Consider the following 16,988-nt stretch of genomic DNA (forward strand, 5'->3'; position numbering starts at 1 on the left):
CGGTAAGGCGCTCACTTGCTCATGCGTCGCCGCGCGTTCCGTTCCGCCTGCGGCGGCTCATCGCCGTAGAGCGCGGCTATCACCAGGTCGCGCTGCCCGCGGAAGGTGCGAAAGACCTGCTGGCGTACAAGATCGCTACTGATTCCGGTCGTGCCGATCTGCCCTGTCTCGACCAGGCGCGTGAACAGCGTGTTGTCGAGGTATCCGGGCACGTTCTTGTAGCCGAACCGGACCGCGCCCTGCCGTCCGTCCTTCAGGCGGGGGTCCTCACGCAGCGACTCGAACTGGCGCCGGGAGAAGTACATGCCGTGGATCATCTCCGAGGTGTGCGGCACTACCGACCTCGGGTGACAGAGCTTGATCCAGCTTGGGCTCGCGTCGAGTCGCTGCTCACCATTTCCGTCTGCCACGCTCGCCGCATACCGATCCAGGGCCCTCATGCGCCGGAGCTCCTTCGCAAGGTTCCCGTCGCCGGTCGGGTAGTAGAAGCCGCCCTTCTCTGCATCGAGCTTCTTGTACTGAACGAGGACCATGCTGTTCCGCGAGACGTTGTAGAAGATGACATCGCACCCCAACAACCGTTCCGCTGTTGCCCGGTTGGCGTTCCCGACGAGCAGCGTTCGTCCATGCTCGCGGAACTCTCGCCACGCGACGTGATCAGTGGCCTCGCTCAACCAGCCCCGCATCGTGTGCGTGTCATGGGCGATGAGGTGATCCTCAAGCGCCGGCTGGGCAGCCATCGTCTCCGGACGGCCAGCTCGGACCTGAGGCTCAGACTGACCCCGGCCCTCCGGAGACGATGACTCCGTGACCCAATCAAGGAAGAGCGGCGGCACCCTGTCTTCGTAGAGCTCCTCCGCGGGAGGGTCCCACTCGGCCAGATCAAGGGCCCGGAAGCCCGCCATGCGCGCAGATATCAAGGTGCCGTCGCGCTGCAACGAGACCGCCTGGCCTGCACGCGAGGTGCCGAAGTCCCAGGAGGAAATAGCGCCTTCGATCTCATCGACGGCATCACGGACTTCAGGACGTCGCTCCAGAAGGAGGCGCCGCAACTCTGAACCCGCGGTCTTGGTCTGCTGCCCCTCCGCAACAAGGTGACGCTGCAGATGTCTCGGCACAGCCTCGAGTAGTTCAGACAATGGCACCGGACGTTGCAAGCGACGGACATGAGTGACGCGCAACTGCTTCACTGAATCCGCTGCCTTGCGGCCGCGAACGCACTTGCCCACGTACTTGAGCTCGTAGCGTCCGTACTCGTCTTGGGCTGCGATCAGGGCCAAGTGCCGCCCCTTGAAGTTCAGTTCCTCCTTGCGTATGAGTGTCCACTCAAATTCGAGGCGTCGAGACCGGTGGATCTCCTCGAAGCTCCTGACGTCCTCGTACTCGTAACTCTCGCACTTGATGATCGCGACCATGGCTGCATTCTGGCCTAACTCGCCTATAGGGAGGCAAGGTTCACCCAGAGTAGGCGGCCTCTACCGCTCCTCTGTCCGCCCGTCCTTCCCGGCAGTCAGCGGACGGATGCGCGGCACCAGACGCCAGAAGATCTTCCGAGGGGGCAGCCAACTCGAACCAGGTCGTCTTGCCTGCCGGCTCCCGGTAACTGCCCCAATCAGCTGCCAGGACGTCCACGAGGAACAGGCCGCGCCCGTGCTCGTCGTTCGCCGGCGGGACCCTCGCCTCCACGTCGCGTGTGTCGGTGTCCGTTACCTCGACGCGAATCCGTCGGCCCGTCCACCGAATGCACACCACGCACGGCGCCATCGTGTGCACCACAGCATTGGTGACCAGCTCAGTAGCGAGCAACTCAAGGTCGTCCAGTGACGGGGCCTGCTGCCCCAGGTCCAGGCTCTCCACTGCCTCGCGTACGAGGCGACGCGCTGGCCCCACAGCCTGAGCGTCGGCAGCGACCTTGAACGCATAGGGCAGCTTGCGGAGGGTGAGGCGCAGCGTCATGAGACCTCCTCGGAGTGGCCGCGGCCTCCTTGGTGTCAGGCCGCGCGGGCTCCGTGACCGGCCGAGTGGGGTCAGCCGATGGCGGGACATCAACCTGACAGGCTGGGCGACGGTGTGCCATCTCGCCGGTGATATCACTGCTGTGATCCACGCCAGGTAAACGGCCAGGCCATGCGTGATCGCGTTCGCGCAGCGAGCCATGTCCCGAGCGCAGGCACCACTGCCCTGCCACGCCGCTCGGAAAACGCCTGTTCTTGCTCGGCGACCGGTACGGCGGAGAGCGAGGAGACGGCGCCTTCCGAAACGAAGATCGACCACCAGCCCGCCCCGGGGCCTCGGCGACGACATGGGCGCCTTCATTGAATGCCGAATGCGTGGTGACCCCACAACGGCAGGGTCACCACGCATTCGGCGCGAATCAGCGAGCCTTCTCGTACGCCTCGCGGACGGTAGCCGGGACACGGCCGCGATCGCTGACCTCGAAACCGTTGTCCTTCGCCCAAGCCCGGATCGCCGACGAGTCGTCCCTGCCGGCAGCCGATGCCTTGGCCTTCCCCTTGCTCTTCGCGGCACCGCGAATCCGGCGAGCACCGTCAGCGTGGAGATAGGGGTTCAAGATCTCAAGGAGCTTCTCGTAGTTCTCATCCGTGAGGTCGATCTCTACCCCAGCTCCATCGATGAGGATGCTGTGCGTGGCGATCTCCGACGATTCCTCGCCAGTCAAATCATCCACAAATGTTGTAACTACCTTCTGGGCCATGAGGGGGATCGTAGGCCACGTTCAGGTGCATCCCGCAATCGCAAGGAGTCGGGGTCAGGTCTGCTATTTGTCAGCGTCACGGAGGCATCAGGTGTTGAGGCTTCAGTCCTTGTTGGCGTACGGAGGTTCGAGCAGCAGAGCTCGGTGGGTCTTGCGGTCCTCGACGCGCTGGATGGCTTCCCCGGTGCCGAGGACCGCGGCGACCAGGGCGAGGATCAGGCCGGTCGGCAGGTCCTGCACGTAGTAGGCGATCAGCGACAGTGCCGCGGCGGCGATGGCGTACAGGCGGGTGCTGTGGGCGTGAATGAAGTCGATCAAGGTGATCAGTTCCCGTAGGCGAGTCGGTGCAGGAGGTCCCAGCCGCGGCGACCGATCGAAGGATCGATGGGGCGGCCGGAGGTGAACAGGTTGTGCTTGCGGTTGAAGCTGGCCACGGCCTTCTGGGTCTGCGGCCCGTAGTTGTCGGAGAACGGCACCGAGCGGTCGAGCCAGCCAGTGTCCTTCAGCGCCTGCTGAAGGCCCTTCGCCGACGGTGACGTGCGGCCCGGAGCAAGACCGTTCGGAAAGGGAGGTGGCACATAGCCGTCGGCGGGTGCCTTCTTGGGGAGCGTGAGGTTCCGCCCGGGCTGGATGATGTACGGGGCCGTGATCTTGTTGGTCTGAGCGATCCGCTCCCAATGGATGCCGAGCTTCTTACCGATGCTGGAAAGCGTGTCGCCGTTCTTTACGACGTAGGTTGAGGTGCCGTCTTCCGGGGAACCGTCCGAGCCGCCGGTCGGCGTGGACTTCAGCCGGGCCGCTACCCGGTCGCGAAGCCACCCCATCGTGAAGCCCTTGGGGTCGACTTTCCCGGGCTGCCACTCCCGGTGACCGATGACGCTCGCCGCACTCCAGCCGTGCACCCGGCACAGTGCCGCGGCCGCGCGCTCGATCGCGTCGAGCTGGGCCTTTGGCCACGAGTCCTGACCGTCGCCGAGGTTCTCGCACTCGAAGCCGTAGAAGTGCGTGTTGCCGTCCGTATCGGCTTCATTCGCCTTCGGCAGTGCACGCTCCGCGATCACCGCCTGGAGAACATCGCCGTCGCCTCGGCCGGCATGGTTGGTGCGGCCGTGCCCGATCAGGTGCACGGTGCCGTCCTTGGCGATCATGCCGTGGCACAGAGGCCCCGGCAGGCCCTCGTAGCCGCGCTCCACGATGCCCACGGTGCTGTTCGTCCCGGAGGTCACGGTGTGATGGATCATCACCCCGCGCACCGGACCGAACGGACCCTTGTGATTCCTGTTGTGGGTTCTCCATCCCGGCCTCTCCACCACACGCACGCCCTCGGCGCGAAGTGCGGCAACGAGACGGTCGGCACTGATAGGTGTCGCCACTCGGCGCTCACTGTTCTCCCCGCGCCCGAGCCAAAACTCAAATCCCCTTGAAACAACCCCCGTTACGGGGCAGCGCCCCGCGACGCGAGCCAAAGCTGCAGAGCCATCAGCAGGACCGGCGAGACAAACGAGCTGAACACCAGCCGTCGCGTCGCCATAGCCTGAACCTGATCCTCCCGGCGCTGCTGCTCGGCGCGCTCCGTCGCCTGATCGTGCTCTCCGCGCAGTCCAGCCAGCCCGGCCTCGATCTGGCTGATGCGCTGATCAACCGCCCGCTGATCAGCCCGGTACACGTCCTCGGTGACCACCTGGTCCAAGCGGGCGGCGAGCTGGGCGAGATCACCGCGCAGATCCTCACGCAGCTGCGAGACGGCACGGTGCAGCTCCCACAACGTGGGCTCGGCACTCGGTGGCACGGACACCGCGATCCCTCCTGGCGGGCCCGCACCCGTCTTGATCGTACGGGGCCCAAGAAACATCGAAGAGCCCGCCAAGTCGGAACCCATCGAGGCCAGCACCTTCAACAGCCGGACGGCATACTCGGCCGGCGGCTACCGTCCCTCTCAGCGGAAACCTAGGGTGATTCAGTGACCTTGATTCCAGAGATGACCACATGCAGCGGATGCCGGGGTATCGCCGACGCTTGGTGGCGCCACGGCATCGCCGATGAAAAGAGCCAACTCGGGCTGCGGGAATTCGAGTTCTACGAACACATTAAGGACGAGCATCCGACGTTCACGCTCATGAGCCTGGACGGGTGCCGCACCTGCGCGGAAGCTGTGACGATGGCACAGTTCGTGCTGCCCGGCATGGCTATGTACCGGAAGAACGGGGACTACGTGGATCCGGCCGAACTCCACTTCGTGCGGCACGCGCTGGAGCAGACGGCGGAGTCGTCCGGGAAGGACATCGGATGGGTTCGCTGACCAGCGGACACGCGTTCACCGCATACCTGTACCACCAGTCTGCTGGGGCTGGTCATGAGTGCTCGCCGGACAGAGGCCACGAATACCACGTCGCTGTTGAACTCACGACAGAGGTCGCCGACGCCAGCGACGACGAAGCGATGGTCCTGCGGACGGTAGTCGCCGAGCTCGAGCGTGACCTCCAGTACCGGGAACTGGGGCGGCTTGGCCATGAGCCAAGGCCGAGCGCGGACCGTTTCGTTCTGGCCCGATGGGTTCACGCCACGATTACTCAGCGGTTGGCGGACACCCCCGGTGCCCGCCTTCGTGTGGGCGTGGAATGCCCAGGCGAAGGCCCGCAACCCGCCACCTTCCCGGCGATCTGATTCTTGGAGCACCTGGGGTGCGTCGTCGAGGCTCTCGCTGATGATCTATCGCCCGTCGATGAGGCTCTCTGCAAGGAAGGGCGAGAACGTACCCGCGGGAATATCCGGAGCGGTACCGCACATGCCGTCGGAGTCGCCAGGAACCTTGATCCACAGCAGGTACTCGGCTCCGCCCACCCCTATGGAGGAGGGGACTCCGAGGCGACGGCCGCCGGGGTTGCAGTAGTCGACGTGCTGCCCGTTTCCGTCCATGGCACCGTTGCCGTTGCGGGAGGTGTCGATGACGAAGCGGACGCCGGGAGCACCGAGTGCTGCGAGCGACTCGGCGACTTGATGTCCGTACGTGCAGGACACGTCGGTGGAGTCATAGTTCGCCACCCCGATCGCGAAGCCCTTCGTACGGGCTGCCCCAGCCGCTGCGAGTCGGGCGGCCATCTCGTCGGCTCGGATCCACGTGGCGTTGCCGCCATCCAGGTAGGACCGCACGAGGGGACGTGAGGCCAAGGCGTCTGCGGCGTAGGTGACCAGCTGTGTGCGTTCAGCGCGTGACGCCTCCGTGGGCAGACTGCCGATCTGGCTGAGCGAGTCGGGCTCTACGATCACGAGAGCCGGCCGTTCACCGATGCCGGCAGCGAAGGCATCCACCCATGCCCGGTACTCCTCGGGGGACTTGGCGCCACCGCTGGACTGCCCACCGTTGTCGCGGTTGAACATGTTGTACGCCGTCAGGATGGGCAGCCGTCCGACGGCAGCGGCGGCCGTCACGTAGGCGTCGACATCAGCGCGGACGTCCTTGTTCCAGTCGCCGAACCATTTGGCTGCCGGACGTCGCACCAGGGCCTGAGCGATCTTCGCTGCCCGCGGATCGTTCCCGTTGACAGCCGCCCACCGTGCGGCATTGGAGTCCGGGTCGACGTAGAAGCCCTCGCGGGCTGTGGACGCCGTGAGCCGCACATCGTTCAGGCGCACGGTGACGGCGGTTCCCTGACCGAACTGGAAGCTCACCTGCCCGGCTGTGGTGTCGATAGTCGACGTGAAGGAGAACACGACGTGCGTGTCGACCGCAGGCAGCGTCACCGTCTTGTCCAGGACGGCGGTCCACGGGTCCGCGCCGAGCCCGACCTGCGCCCGAAGAGCGGTTCCGGACTGGCTGGCGCTCGCGGTGAAGCTCAGCGTGTACGTACAGCCGGAGCGCAGGGTGACGTTGTCCTGACCGAAAGGCGCATCCCAGAGGTTGACGGCGTCCGTAGTGGCGGTGGCCTCCAGTCCGCTGCCCGGCGCGGCCAAGGTGACCATGGCCGGATTGCCGGACCACCAGCCGGTCGTGCCGTCGGCGAACGTGCCGTTGATGACGAGGTCTCCGTACAGTGCGGCCACGAGTAGCTCTGCTCCTTTGGTTACTTGATGAAGGTGACGCGCAGCCGCGGCGGATGGCCCTGGCCAATGCCGTCGAACATGCCGTACGAGGTCTTATTGGTGGTGTTCGGGTCGATCGCAATGCCCCGGAACTTCGTTGAATCGAAGATCGAGGTGATGTCCACCCAACGGCCGCTGGCCCGCGCCCACTTGGTGACGGTCTGCGAGCCGGATTGGTCCGCGGAGAACTTGCTCGGACGCGAAGCGTGGCCGTGGACCTTGAGGACAGCGGTGCCGCCGGAGGCGTAGTACCAATGGTTGGCGTACAGATACACCTCGACCTTGACGAGTTTCGCGCCAGCAAGGTCATTGGCGAGGCTCCCGCCGAATCCCACCAGCGCGGCCTGGGTCCCGTTGTTCGCCGAGAAGTAGCCGGCCACCATGCGGTTGCCGTAGTACGAGTTGTATCCGGACCGGTTCGCGTAGCTCCCCGACCAGGACGCCTTGTACTCGCGCTGCACCTTCACCGGCGGGTCGGGAACGACGGCGCCGCCCGTGTTGTAGACACCGGTGTCGGGCGCTTGCTCGCCGACGTCCTCCACGCTCAGCTGCCCCAGGCGGCCTTTCGCCCCAGTCAATGTGACCTGCTGGCCCGCGGGGGCGCCGCTGTCGCTGGTGAACGTCAGCAGCAGCCGGTTACGTCCGGGCCGGATCAGGTCGTTCGGCGCGCATGGGCTGATCAACTCCAGTCGAGCCTCGCGCCGGGTCGTCGTCAGCGGATGCCGTGCTTCCTGCAGCTGGGGGGAACTGATCAAGGGAGCGGAGGCATAGCCGCTGCGCAGCCGCAGCACGAGGGACCCTCTGGTCTGGGAGCATTCCGCGGTGCCGTTGTAGACCACGCGGTACATGCGGCCTTCCTCGGCGTCGAAGGCCAACTCGACGTAACCCATTTCGGTTCCGGTGGTGGTCTTCACACCGGCGGCCATCCAGTCCATGGCGACGATGCCGCGCGGCCCGTCATACAGGTCGGTGAGATCGTCGCCTCCGATGGTGACTTTCCCGGCGACGTTCAGGTCCTGGAAGGAGGCATCGCCGGTCGAGCCGATCGCGGCGACCCTGGTCGTCCCGTCGCGCAGAGTCAGATAGTTGGCTTGCCCGGTGACGAGCGAGACGACTTCCTCTCCGTCTTCGTCGTACAACCGCAGCCCCTGGGGGCCGAGTTCGGCCCGGGCCCCGCCGGTGGCGTCGCCGAAGATTGTGTGGGCCTGCGCGTTGTCGAACACCACCCAGCCCGCTGTGGCAGCGGATGCCTCGAGGCACAGCACCGCCCGGGTCGTGCCCTGCGGGGCGGCCACCTGACCGGTGATGCGCTGCCACACCCCCGGCACATAGCTGGTGGTCTCCGCGACGCCGTAGCCGAGGACCTCTCCGGTGCTGTTCTCCCAGCGGGCGAGGATCTTCACCGCTTTGGCGGCGAGGTCTTCCGAGGCCAGCACATCGACACCGAGGAACAGCTGAGACGCGGCGAGGACGGGCACCGTCGCCAATGGCAGTGTCCAGTACGTTTCCGCTGCGGCGGTGCAGTCGAGACGGATTCCGACACCGGTCCGGTTACCGGGAGCGAACGACCACACCGTGCCGCCCGCCGCCACCGTGTTCGCCGTGGCCGAGCCCTCGAACCCGGGATCCGGCACCAGGTTCGTGCCCTGGCCGACCGCGATGTGGTCGGGGGTGACGGAGCCGACTGCCAGATGCGGGGTGGCGATGGCACCGACGGCGATGTGTCCCTGCTGAATGACCTGCTGCCCCAGGTCACCCGAGACCGCACGCCGGGCCGACGTTCGGACAGCATCCGAGGGGGCACTGGGGATGCCGGAGGTGTTCACGGCTATCAGCCGCACCCACAGCGGCCCGTAGTGGTTCACCGAGATGGTGACCGAGGCACCGGAGGCAGCCTCGATCGTCGCGGTCGGCCACCGAGGGTCCGCCCGCATGCTCGCCGACGTCAGCACATGGACCTGCACGCGGGACAGATCCAAGGGCGCGGCGCCCACGTCCGCGAAACCTCCGTCCCAGGTGACCTGCAGCCCTCCAAGGGCCGACTCCACTTCGGGCATGGACGGGACGGGAGGGCGTGGCCCGTTCACGGCGATGACGCCGCTGGTGCCGTCGGGCTGTTGTCCGATGACCGCGCGCAGGGAACCGTTCTCGTCGTACACGTCGACGGAGCCGTTCTCGAGGCTTGCGTTCGCGAGTTTCGGCGCCCGGATGGCTGTGCGCAGCAGCTTCTCCAGGCGGGCAAGCCGGGTACCTATGTCAGTGGGCAAGAAGGTGTTCCTTGTTCAGGCGGCGGTGGCGTACTGGTGGGCGCCGGACGGTTCGAGGCGGAGGGTGGCGGTCTCCCCGGCATCGGTGTCGGGTCGGATCGTGTAGCCGGTGATGCGGCACCAGCCGGACCACGTGCCCCACTCATCGCGGACCGTGACCTGGACGTCGTCGCCGATCTGCCACGACCCGATCCGTGCGGCAGGATGGTCGCGGACCGTGATCTCCTCGACGTGGCCGAGGTTCTGCCGCCACGCTCGCTCGGCCCGCGCCCGCTGAGCGAGCACGTCTTTGCCGCGCACCTCGGGTAGTTCGAGGACATGCTCCAGTCGCAGCCGCTTGTTGCGGACGGCGTCGATGGCGCGCTGCTGGGCTCGGCCCTCGCCGGCGCCGGTGGCGATGACGACCTGCGCGTACTCGTCGGCGCTGTACGTGACCGGAGTGGAGGTGGTGATGTTGGTGTCCGTGGAGAACGCGATGTCCGTACGGCGCGCCCCAAGGCGGGGATAGCCGATCTGGATACGGCGCACCGGCCGCCGATTCGCGTCCCACCAGGTGGTGCAGGTGTAGTCCGGCGAGTCCGGGGCCTTCACCAGATCGTCGAAGAGGTCACCGAGGACCGGGGTTTCCCACCAGTTCGAGTGCCACGGCTCTGCCGGTGTGCCCACCGTCGCCTTCGACGTCGTGCCGTCCACAGTGATGTTCAGACTGCCGTCGGGGATCGACTGCGCGTACGACACGATGTCCCGCATCACCCTGCATGGGTCGGTGTTCACGTACGGGCCACGGCCGCCGAGCTCACCGTCCAGGTCATGACGCTTGTGCAGATAGGAAGACCAGCCGGCGGCCTCGATCCGCATCGTGCTGCCTTCGGGCTCGGCCTGCCAGATGAGGCCTCCCCACCGCAGCAGCCCGTTCCGCTCCGCATACAGCAGGGTGTTGCCTCGGTTCTTGGTGAGCTCGGGATGCGACGATGCCAGCCGGGGTGACAGGGAGCCGATCAGCTCTCCGGGCCCGTTCAGTTCGGGCCCGAACTCCACTCCCTTCAACGGGAGATCGTGGGACAGCCACTGGCCGGTGAGGGCGTCCTGGGTCAGGTACCGGTAGGCCACAGCAGGTCACACCGGGCCTTCGGTGAACTCGATGTCCGCGATGATCGACGTACCGCCGTCGACGCCGAGGTCACCCTTCCAGTCCTTCGCCATCCGCGCCTGCATGTACAGCGTCTGCGTCGTGCCCCGGTACGAGGCGGGCAGGGTGATGGTGTCGGCGACCACAGCAGTGGACCGGCGAACGACCTTGCCCTGGTTGTCGTCGACGACGGTGTCCTGGCCTTCGATGGTGCCGAACACCGGCTGCAGCTTGCCGTACAGCGAGTCGTAGTCCATCCGTAGCCCGGCAAGGGTGATCGTGAGGATGAGCTTGGTCGCCCAGTCCGGCACGGGTATTTGCCAGCGTGCCTCGGGCGGCCAGTTGTGCCACTTGTCGTCGTCCTTCCAGGCTTTCGTCAGCTTGGTCGGATAGGCGGTGTGGAGGGTGCGCTCACGGCGCGGATTCGCGACCCTGCGCAGGTCGCGGATCATCCCGGCCGTCACCGTGCCGGTATTCGCCGGCAGGTCGATGCGGGCCAGCGCCACCCCCGTCACCCCCTTCGGCGGCGACGACGTTGTGGAGGACACGTTGGGAATGACGTCGAAGAAGTTGATCGCGTCCTTGGCCGGGTCCAAACCGCCCTCGAACTCGGGGTCTTGTACGCGCAGCACGATCAAGTCCGAGCGCGGCGCCGCACCTGCGGGCGCAATGTCGACGGTGGCGGTGCCGATGTTGTACGCCGTGTACGACCCCTGCCACGCCGACGCCTTCCCCCGCACCACCGCAGAGCCATCGCTGACCTGCACACCGCCCCCCGGCACGGGCAGCGGCATCACCTTCAAGTCCGCGGCCTCCGTCACACCCTCCGAGCCGCGGGACAGATCCTTGATCATCTGCCGGAACGTTTGAGCACTATGGGTGGCGCCGTTCACGAGCAGCGGGGCCTGGGCGAGCGTCATCGGACGGGGGTCTCCTTCGGATTCACAAGGGTCTTGAAGGCGTCGCGCCATGCCACGGTCAGGCGTGCGGACGCGGTCGGGTCGGACGCGATCCAGCGGATCTCTGACCGTCCAGGGGGCAGCTTGAAGTCGCCCAACGGTGAGGTCGTCGCTACGGTGCCGCCGCCTTGCCGGGTGACGGTGCGCTGACCTGGGCGGGTGTCGATCGTGACGTGCTCACCCGCGGGCACCGTGATCCCCAGGGCGATCTGCCGGCCGCTCTCCACATGCGTGATCACAGGGTTCGTGCACGGCCCGTACACCGTGAGCACCGGGAAGGCGTCGATGGTGCCGCTGTTGGTGACCCAGCCGGGCCGGTTCTGCCCCGACAAGTCACCGTCACTCACACGGATCGGGGCCTGCACGGGCGCGGTGAACCCGCCGCCGGACAGCCAGCCGAGCTTGAGCTCCACGGATTGCTGGGTGTCCGCGTAGAAGCGGGTGTCCGGGGCCGTGAACTCGATATCGAGTGGCACCCACCCGAAGGCCGCGTTCTCCCACGACGCCTCGGCCTTTCGGAGCCGCCCGTACAAGACGCGCACCGGCGCGCCAGGCCACTTGATCCGCAGCGACGTCACCGCCCCGCCGACCGTGCGCACCCGAGGGTCGTCAGCGGCCTCCTCGATCTGGGCCACGATGCGGGCAGCCGCAGCCGGATCGCCCGGTGTCTTCACGCCGCAGTCGATGCGCAGGGTCCGGGCCTCGTACCAGTCAGGGGCCAGCCATACGCCATCAGCGTTAGGCCGCTCCACGGCCTCCCCGCGCACGCCAGGCCGGGCCAGCCCTTCGATCTCCGAGATCGGAATGCTGGTGCTGTGCCCCAGCCGGATTCCGGCGAACTCCAGTTGAAAGTCCTTGAGTTCCAGGCTCACCGCAGGACACCTCCGCGGCGAGCCCGGCGCATCTGGTACGACACAGCCGAAGCGATGTCGTTCGCGGTTGCTCCAGCGCGGGTGACGTGGATCGTCTGCTGGCCGATCGCCGGCGCCTGATGCACCACCACGACCTGCGACCGCCCCGCCCCGGCATCAACCAGGCGCTTGGGCGTGAGCCCGTATCCGAAGCGGTCCGCGGTCTCGGACAGCACAGCGGTCGCCCGGCCGCGTTTCGTGACCGCGTGCGGGATGTACGACTCGGCGCGCGTCTCCGGTTCAGCGAACTTGATCAGCCCGTTCCTTGAGGAGTACACGCCCGGCTCCCAGATACCGCCGTTCGCATACGCCTTCCCGGCGTTCGCCTTCACCAGGTCGGCGAGGAACCGGTCCGCCTTGCTGCCCGTGGCCTTGATCTGGGCCTTGCCCCGGTTGGCGATCTCGATAAGCCGGTCCTCGTCGAGCCCTGCCTTCTCGGCCACCGCGTGAATACCGCGGCCCTTAGCCAGAGCACCGATGAGCTTCACGAAGTCGCTGAGCTGATCCGCGTCGAGCATCCGGCCCGCCGACTGGGCCGCACTGTTGGCCTGCTTCGCCTTCTTCTTGTCCCGCACCGCCTGGGCGGCGAGCGCCTCAGCGTTCTCGTCGCCCTGCTCCGCCAGCCGTGCAGCCAGAGAGCCGTACCCGCTGGACGCCAGCTTGGCGAGATTGTTCTGGAACGTTGTGGAGTCCTTGACCGCGTTCTGCAGCTGGCCCGTGTAGTCGCCCAGCGTGGCCTTCGCGGTGCCGGCGAGCTTGGTGAGCTGCGCGGCCATCGACTTCACGTACTTGTTGGAGCCGCGGGCCATCTTGCGGGTGAGAGCGACGCCGTCCTCACCCATCTCCTCCAACGCCTTCGCGACATCCGTGCCGGCCCGCCGTGACACGGTCGCCAGGTCGTTGCGCCACGCTGAGGCGGTGCGGACGGACTTGCGCAGGTTCCGCTCGAACATGCCGAGGTCGAAGTGCTCCTTGCCGCCCTTGCCCTTGCGCTGCGACTTGGAGACGACGTCTGACACCGAGAACCCGGAGCCGCCGAGCGGCTGGTAGGACCAGTTCGACACGCCGCCGTCCGCGTACCACTCGATGCCGGACGGGTCACCGCCGAGGCGCCGCACGATCTCCTCGGTGATCGCCCGCGACCGAGGCCGCTTCGACCGGCGAAAAGGCACATAGCCCTCCCCGTGCGTCTCCGGCTCACCCCACACACGCCACGACCCGGCCGGGGCGATCTGCGCGATGTGGTTCTCGCGGACACCACCGCTGGCGTAGTAGTCGATCACCGACCCGCGCGCCTGCGGGGCCTGGATGGCGTCCGGGACGCCGTTGGCATCCCGGTCCCAACTGGTGGCCTTCATGAAGACGCCGATGCCGATCGACCGGCCGCTGATCCCGTTGATCGCGCCCTGGATCCGGCTGGCCGCGTCCGTCGCCCCGCTCGTGGGCACGGTGACAGTGACGTTCTTACTGCCCGGCACCTCAGCGATCTTGAAGCCGAGATCCTCCAGCTGTTTCCGGGCCTCACCGGTGGGTGCGCTGACGGTGACCGACTTGCCGCCGGGCACACCGGCGATCTTCTGCTTGACCGCCTCCAGACTGTCGATCGTCGCCTGCGTCGAGGCGGTGACGTTGACGTGCTTGCCGCCCGGGGTCGACGCGATCTTCGAGATCAGTGCGTCCAGATCCGTGCGCGCCAGATCGGTGGGGGCGGTGACCTCCACACGGCGGTCCTTCAAGTCCTTGATCTTGAAGCCGAGCTTCTCCAGATCCTCGCGAGCATCGTTCGACAGAGTGGAGATCGTGATGGTCTTCTTGTCCGGCTGAGCCTTCAACGCCTGCTGTACGGCGATGAGTTCAGCCATCGCCTCGTCCATGCCGGCCGTCTGCAGCAGGATCGACACCTGCGAGGGGACCAGACCGGCGTTGTCAGCGAGCTTCGCCGCCTGCTCGGCGGACAGGCCGAAGCCCTCGGCCGTGGAGATCGCCGAATCCCGGGCGGTCTCCATCTGCTTCTGCGCCGCCTGCAGCGCCTCCGGAACGGACTTCCCGCTCGCCTCCGCGTACTGGTAGGCGGCGAGCGCAGCGTCCGCGGAATTCGTCGACAGGCCCTGCAGCAGGTCGTACAGCTTCTGCCCGTTGCGGGTAACCGTGGACAGCGAGCCATCCATGTTCAGCAGGGACTTTCCGTACCCCTGGGCGTTATCGACGCCGCCCTTCAACGCCTCGGCCGCATCCGACACGGACCGGTTCAACCGCGCTTCGGCGGCGGACAGGTTCACCGAGCCGCCGGCCAGGATGTTCAGCGCGTCATGCAGGGCACGGGTATCGGCGTCTGCCGTCGTGTCCGACAGGCGGCGCATCGCGTCGGAGAACTTCCCGAACGGCCCCACCGCATCGGCTGCGGACCGGCCCGCGGCACCGTTCACGTCGGCAAGATCGCGGGCGTCTTTCACCGCCTGAGACATCTCGCCCTTGACGGAGCTGAGAGCCTCCGCGGCGTCGTGAGCCTTCTGGCCCACGTCGTTGTACATGACGCCGCCGCCGCGTACCGGCTCCAAGTTGATCGCGGCGACGTCCTCCATGCGCTTCTGGAGCTGCGCCAGGCCGTCATCCTGGCTGAGATAGGCATCGGTGAGCTGCCTGATGGGCACCCCGGCCTTCGACATGACGTCGACCAGGCGCTCCTTGCCGTCGAGGACCTTGGTGTCCATCAACTGCTGCGCTGCTGCGGTACGGACGCTCTCCGTCACGGCACCGTTCGACTCGCGCAACGCCTGGGTGAGGCTGCTGATCCGCGACTGGTGCTCGGCCGCCGCCTGGGCGGCCTTCTGCTGGTGGGAGGCGAGCATCGACAGCCCGACACCCGCGGCGGCAAGCGCCACACCCCACGGCCCGCCCAACGCGCCCATCAGCCCGCGGGCCGCGCCACCGACTCCCGTACCGATCGCACGCGCTACTCCAGTGATCGGCCCGTTCGCGTTGCGGAACGCGGACGCCATCTGCCCCACCACCGGAATGCGGGTCTGCACCACCGCGAGGGCCTGACCGATCCGGCCAATCGACTGCCCTTGCGCAGCCGCAAGGTGCTGCTGGAGACGCATCTGGTCACCCAGAGACCGGTACGCGCCCACGACCGGCCCGGACACCGTCTGGCCCAGCCGCGACATCATGGGAGCGACCCGACGTGCCATAAGCATCGCGACGATCGCCGTCTGTACCGGGCCCGGCAGAGCCCCGAACCCGCGCACCAGACCGGCCATAACATGCCCGATCGGGACCAACGCGCCCGACACCGTGCCCGCGGCGGCGGAGACCAGGTTCAGTGCGGTGACGATGATGTCGAGTGCGGTTCCGCCCGCATCAGCCTCTTCCGCGACGTCGCTGATGGCGGCAGCGACGGGAGAGACGGCGGACCCGACGTTGCGCAGGATGTCGATGAGAGCGCGGCCGCCGTTGTTAAGGACGTTGAACCCCGCGGCGGCAGTGTCGAAGGCAAGGTCCTTTAGCGGCCCGCCCAAACCGCCGAGCGAATCAGCAACCTCGTCAAAGCCCGCCGAGACGGCCTTGGACACGGACGGACGGGCCAGCGTGTACAGGTCGTGCACGTAGTCGATGGCGGCCGCCATGCCGGGCGTCGCCGCAGCCATCCCGGAGGTCATCAGCCGCGTGACCTTCTCCAGCCCGGGTGCGGCCGCCGTGTACAAGACCTGCCCAGTGTTCGAGGCCTGCGTCTTGAGCTGGCTGACCGCACCCGCAAGGCCCTTGGTCTGCGAAGCAGCAATCTCCCCGGCCGCGCCGGTACGGGCGATCGCCGTGTGCATCTGGTCGAAAGACTCGACACCCTGATGCGCCAGAGCCGACGCACCCGCCAGCGCCGGCTTGCCGACCACGTCGGCGAGAGAACCCAGAAAGTCCTTCTGGGACATGCGGTGCTGGGCCTGCTCGAAACCCTCGATGACCGTGCGCAGGCCCTTGAAATTGCCCTGCGCGTCCCACGCCTCGATGCCCAGCTCCGCCAGGCCCCGCTTCATTCGCGCGGTCGGACGGGACAGGTTGGTGAGCATCCCGCGCAGGGACGTTCCTGCTTTGGAACCGAGGATGCCGGAGCGGGCCAGCATCGCCACCGCCGCCGACGTGTCCTCGATCGAGATGCCCAACTGGGCGGCGACAGGGCCCGTGTAGGACATCGCGTAGTAGATGTCCTGCAGCCCGCCCGAGGCGGCGTTCGCCGACGCCGCAAGCACGTCGGCGGCACGACCGGCGTTGTTCGAGCTGAGCCCGAACTGGTCCATGACGTCGCCCAGATACCGGGCTGCGTCCGCGGCCGATAGGTTGTCGGCCGCGGCGAGCTGCATCGCAGCCCGCGCGTTCGCGATGGACGACGTACTGGTCTGGCCGGCCTTGGCCAGCTCCAGCATCGAGTCCGCGGCCTTCGCCGCAGACGTGCCGGGGATCTTGAGGTCGGCGCCGAGCTCGCGGGCCTTCGCCGCGGCCTGCACCATCTCCAAGCCGGACGCATTGGTGACCGCGCCCCACTTGTTGATGGCCCGCTGGTACTCGTTGCCTTCCTTCGCGATCTCCGCGAGACCGGCGACGATGCCGCCGCCGACCAGGAGACCGCGCAAGTGGTGCGCTTCTTGCCGGGCGCCGAGCAGCCCGTGGCGGAGCTGCCGCATCGACGCATGCCCGTCCGCGCCGACACGGCGCAGCCCGGCACGGGCACGATCGGAGTCACGGGTCAGCGCGCGCAGACCGGTCGACGATCCGCGGGCGCCAGCCCCGATCTGGGTGAGCTGCCGGTTGAGGGTGGCGGTGTCGCGGCCCAGGCCGCGCATGGCGCGGGAGGCCTGCCGGATCTCCGACAGGAGACGGGAGAAGTCCGCTCGCGCCTGAACGCTGAGCGTGTACGACGACACCTGCCGGTGC

The 16,988-nt window shown here is 67.2% G+C and carries 14 protein-coding genes and 1 pseudogene; 2 read left to right on the plus strand and 13 right to left on the minus strand.

All coding sequences use genetic code 11. From position 1 onward, the window contains the following. Positions 1–11: 11 nt before the first annotated feature. From AB0D49_RS13440 to AB0D49_RS13470, 7 genes and pseudogenes are all read right to left on the minus strand, one after another. Positions 12–1,415 carry a hypothetical protein gene (locus AB0D49_RS13440; protein ID WP_362755690.1) on the minus strand — a complete coding sequence of 468 codons (1,404 nt, stop codon included), beginning with the start codon at positions 1,413–1,415 and terminating at the stop codon, positions 12–14. A gap of 40 nt (positions 1,416–1,455) precedes the next feature. After that, positions 1,456–1,956, minus strand: coding sequence for an ATP-binding protein (locus AB0D49_RS13445; protein ID WP_362755693.1), 501 nt, complete (start codon positions 1,954–1,956; stop codon positions 1,456–1,458). 418 nt (positions 1,957–2,374) lie between these two features. Then, positions 2,375–2,716, minus strand: coding sequence for an Lsr2 family protein (locus AB0D49_RS13450; RefSeq protein WP_362755696.1), 342 nt, complete (start codon positions 2,714–2,716; stop codon positions 2,375–2,377). A gap of 102 nt (positions 2,717–2,818) precedes the next feature. Beyond that, on the minus strand, positions 2,819–3,034 hold the full coding sequence (locus AB0D49_RS13455) for a hypothetical protein (protein WP_362755699.1): 216 nt from the start codon (positions 3,032–3,034) through the stop codon (positions 2,819–2,821). Positions 3,035–3,039: 5 nt separating this feature from the next. Beyond that, complete coding sequence (locus AB0D49_RS13460) at positions 3,040–3,294, minus strand: peptidoglycan-binding domain-containing protein (protein ID WP_362755827.1); 255 nt, start codon at positions 3,292–3,294, stop codon at positions 3,040–3,042. A gap of 18 nt (positions 3,295–3,312) precedes the next feature. Then, a pseudogene (locus AB0D49_RS13465) lies at positions 3,313–4,089 on the minus strand (N-acetylmuramoyl-L-alanine amidase); the annotation flags it as partial. 62 nt (positions 4,090–4,151) lie between these two features. After that, positions 4,152–4,511: a hypothetical protein gene (locus tag AB0D49_RS13470; RefSeq protein WP_362755702.1), complete on the minus strand. Its 360-nt coding sequence runs from the start codon at positions 4,509–4,511 to the stop codon at positions 4,152–4,154. Positions 4,512–4,676: 165 nt separating this feature from the next. Here AB0D49_RS13470 and AB0D49_RS13475 point away from each other — a divergent pair, with 165 nt between their 5' ends. Both AB0D49_RS13475 and AB0D49_RS13480 read left to right on the plus strand, forming a co-directional pair. Beyond that, the gene (locus AB0D49_RS13475) at positions 4,677–5,015 is read left to right on the plus strand and encodes a hypothetical protein (protein ID WP_362755705.1); all 339 of its coding nucleotides are present in this window, start codon (positions 4,677–4,679) and stop codon (positions 5,013–5,015) included. After that, positions 5,003–5,380: a hypothetical protein gene (locus AB0D49_RS13480; RefSeq protein ID WP_362755708.1), complete on the plus strand. Its 378-nt coding sequence runs from the start codon at positions 5,003–5,005 to the stop codon at positions 5,378–5,380. Before AB0D49_RS13475 ends, AB0D49_RS13480 begins: the two co-directional genes overlap by 13 nt. 45 nt (positions 5,381–5,425) lie before the next feature. Here the strand turns inward: AB0D49_RS13480 and AB0D49_RS13485 are convergent, their stop codons facing one another. The 6 genes from AB0D49_RS13485 to AB0D49_RS13510 are packed head-to-tail and all read right to left on the minus strand — an operon-like array spanning position 5,426 to position 16,978. Continuing rightward, entirely contained in the window at positions 5,426–6,757 is a 1,332-nt protein-coding gene (locus AB0D49_RS13485; protein WP_362755711.1) for a glycoside hydrolase family 6 protein, read from the minus strand. A gap of 20 nt (positions 6,758–6,777) precedes the next feature. Next, a complete protein-coding gene (locus AB0D49_RS13490; RefSeq protein WP_362755714.1) occupies positions 6,778–9,063 on the minus strand; it encodes a hypothetical protein in 2,286 nt (761 codons plus the stop codon). A 15-nt stretch (positions 9,064–9,078) separates the two neighbouring features. Further along, positions 9,079–10,173: a hypothetical protein gene (locus tag AB0D49_RS13495; RefSeq protein ID WP_362755717.1), complete on the minus strand. Its 1,095-nt coding sequence runs from the start codon at positions 10,171–10,173 to the stop codon at positions 9,079–9,081. Between the two features lie 6 nt (positions 10,174–10,179). After that, positions 10,180–11,112 carry a hypothetical protein gene (locus tag AB0D49_RS13500; RefSeq protein ID WP_362755720.1) on the minus strand — a complete coding sequence of 311 codons (933 nt, stop codon included), beginning with the start codon at positions 11,110–11,112 and terminating at the stop codon, positions 10,180–10,182. Beyond that, positions 11,109–12,023, minus strand: coding sequence for a hypothetical protein (locus tag AB0D49_RS13505; protein ID WP_362755723.1), 915 nt, complete (start codon positions 12,021–12,023; stop codon positions 11,109–11,111). Before AB0D49_RS13505 ends, AB0D49_RS13500 begins: the two co-directional genes overlap by 4 nt. Continuing rightward, positions 12,020–16,978 carry a phage tail tape measure protein gene (locus AB0D49_RS13510; protein ID WP_362755726.1) on the minus strand — a complete coding sequence of 1,653 codons (4,959 nt, stop codon included), beginning with the start codon at positions 16,976–16,978 and terminating at the stop codon, positions 12,020–12,022. The genes AB0D49_RS13505 and AB0D49_RS13510 overlap by 4 nt, the downstream gene beginning before the upstream one ends. Positions 16,979–16,988: the final 10 nt, after the last annotated feature.

It is taken from the genome of Streptomyces sp. NPDC048290, from assembly GCF_040652095.1.
Taxonomy (GTDB): Bacteria; Actinomycetota; Actinomycetes; order Streptomycetales; family Streptomycetaceae; genus Streptomyces.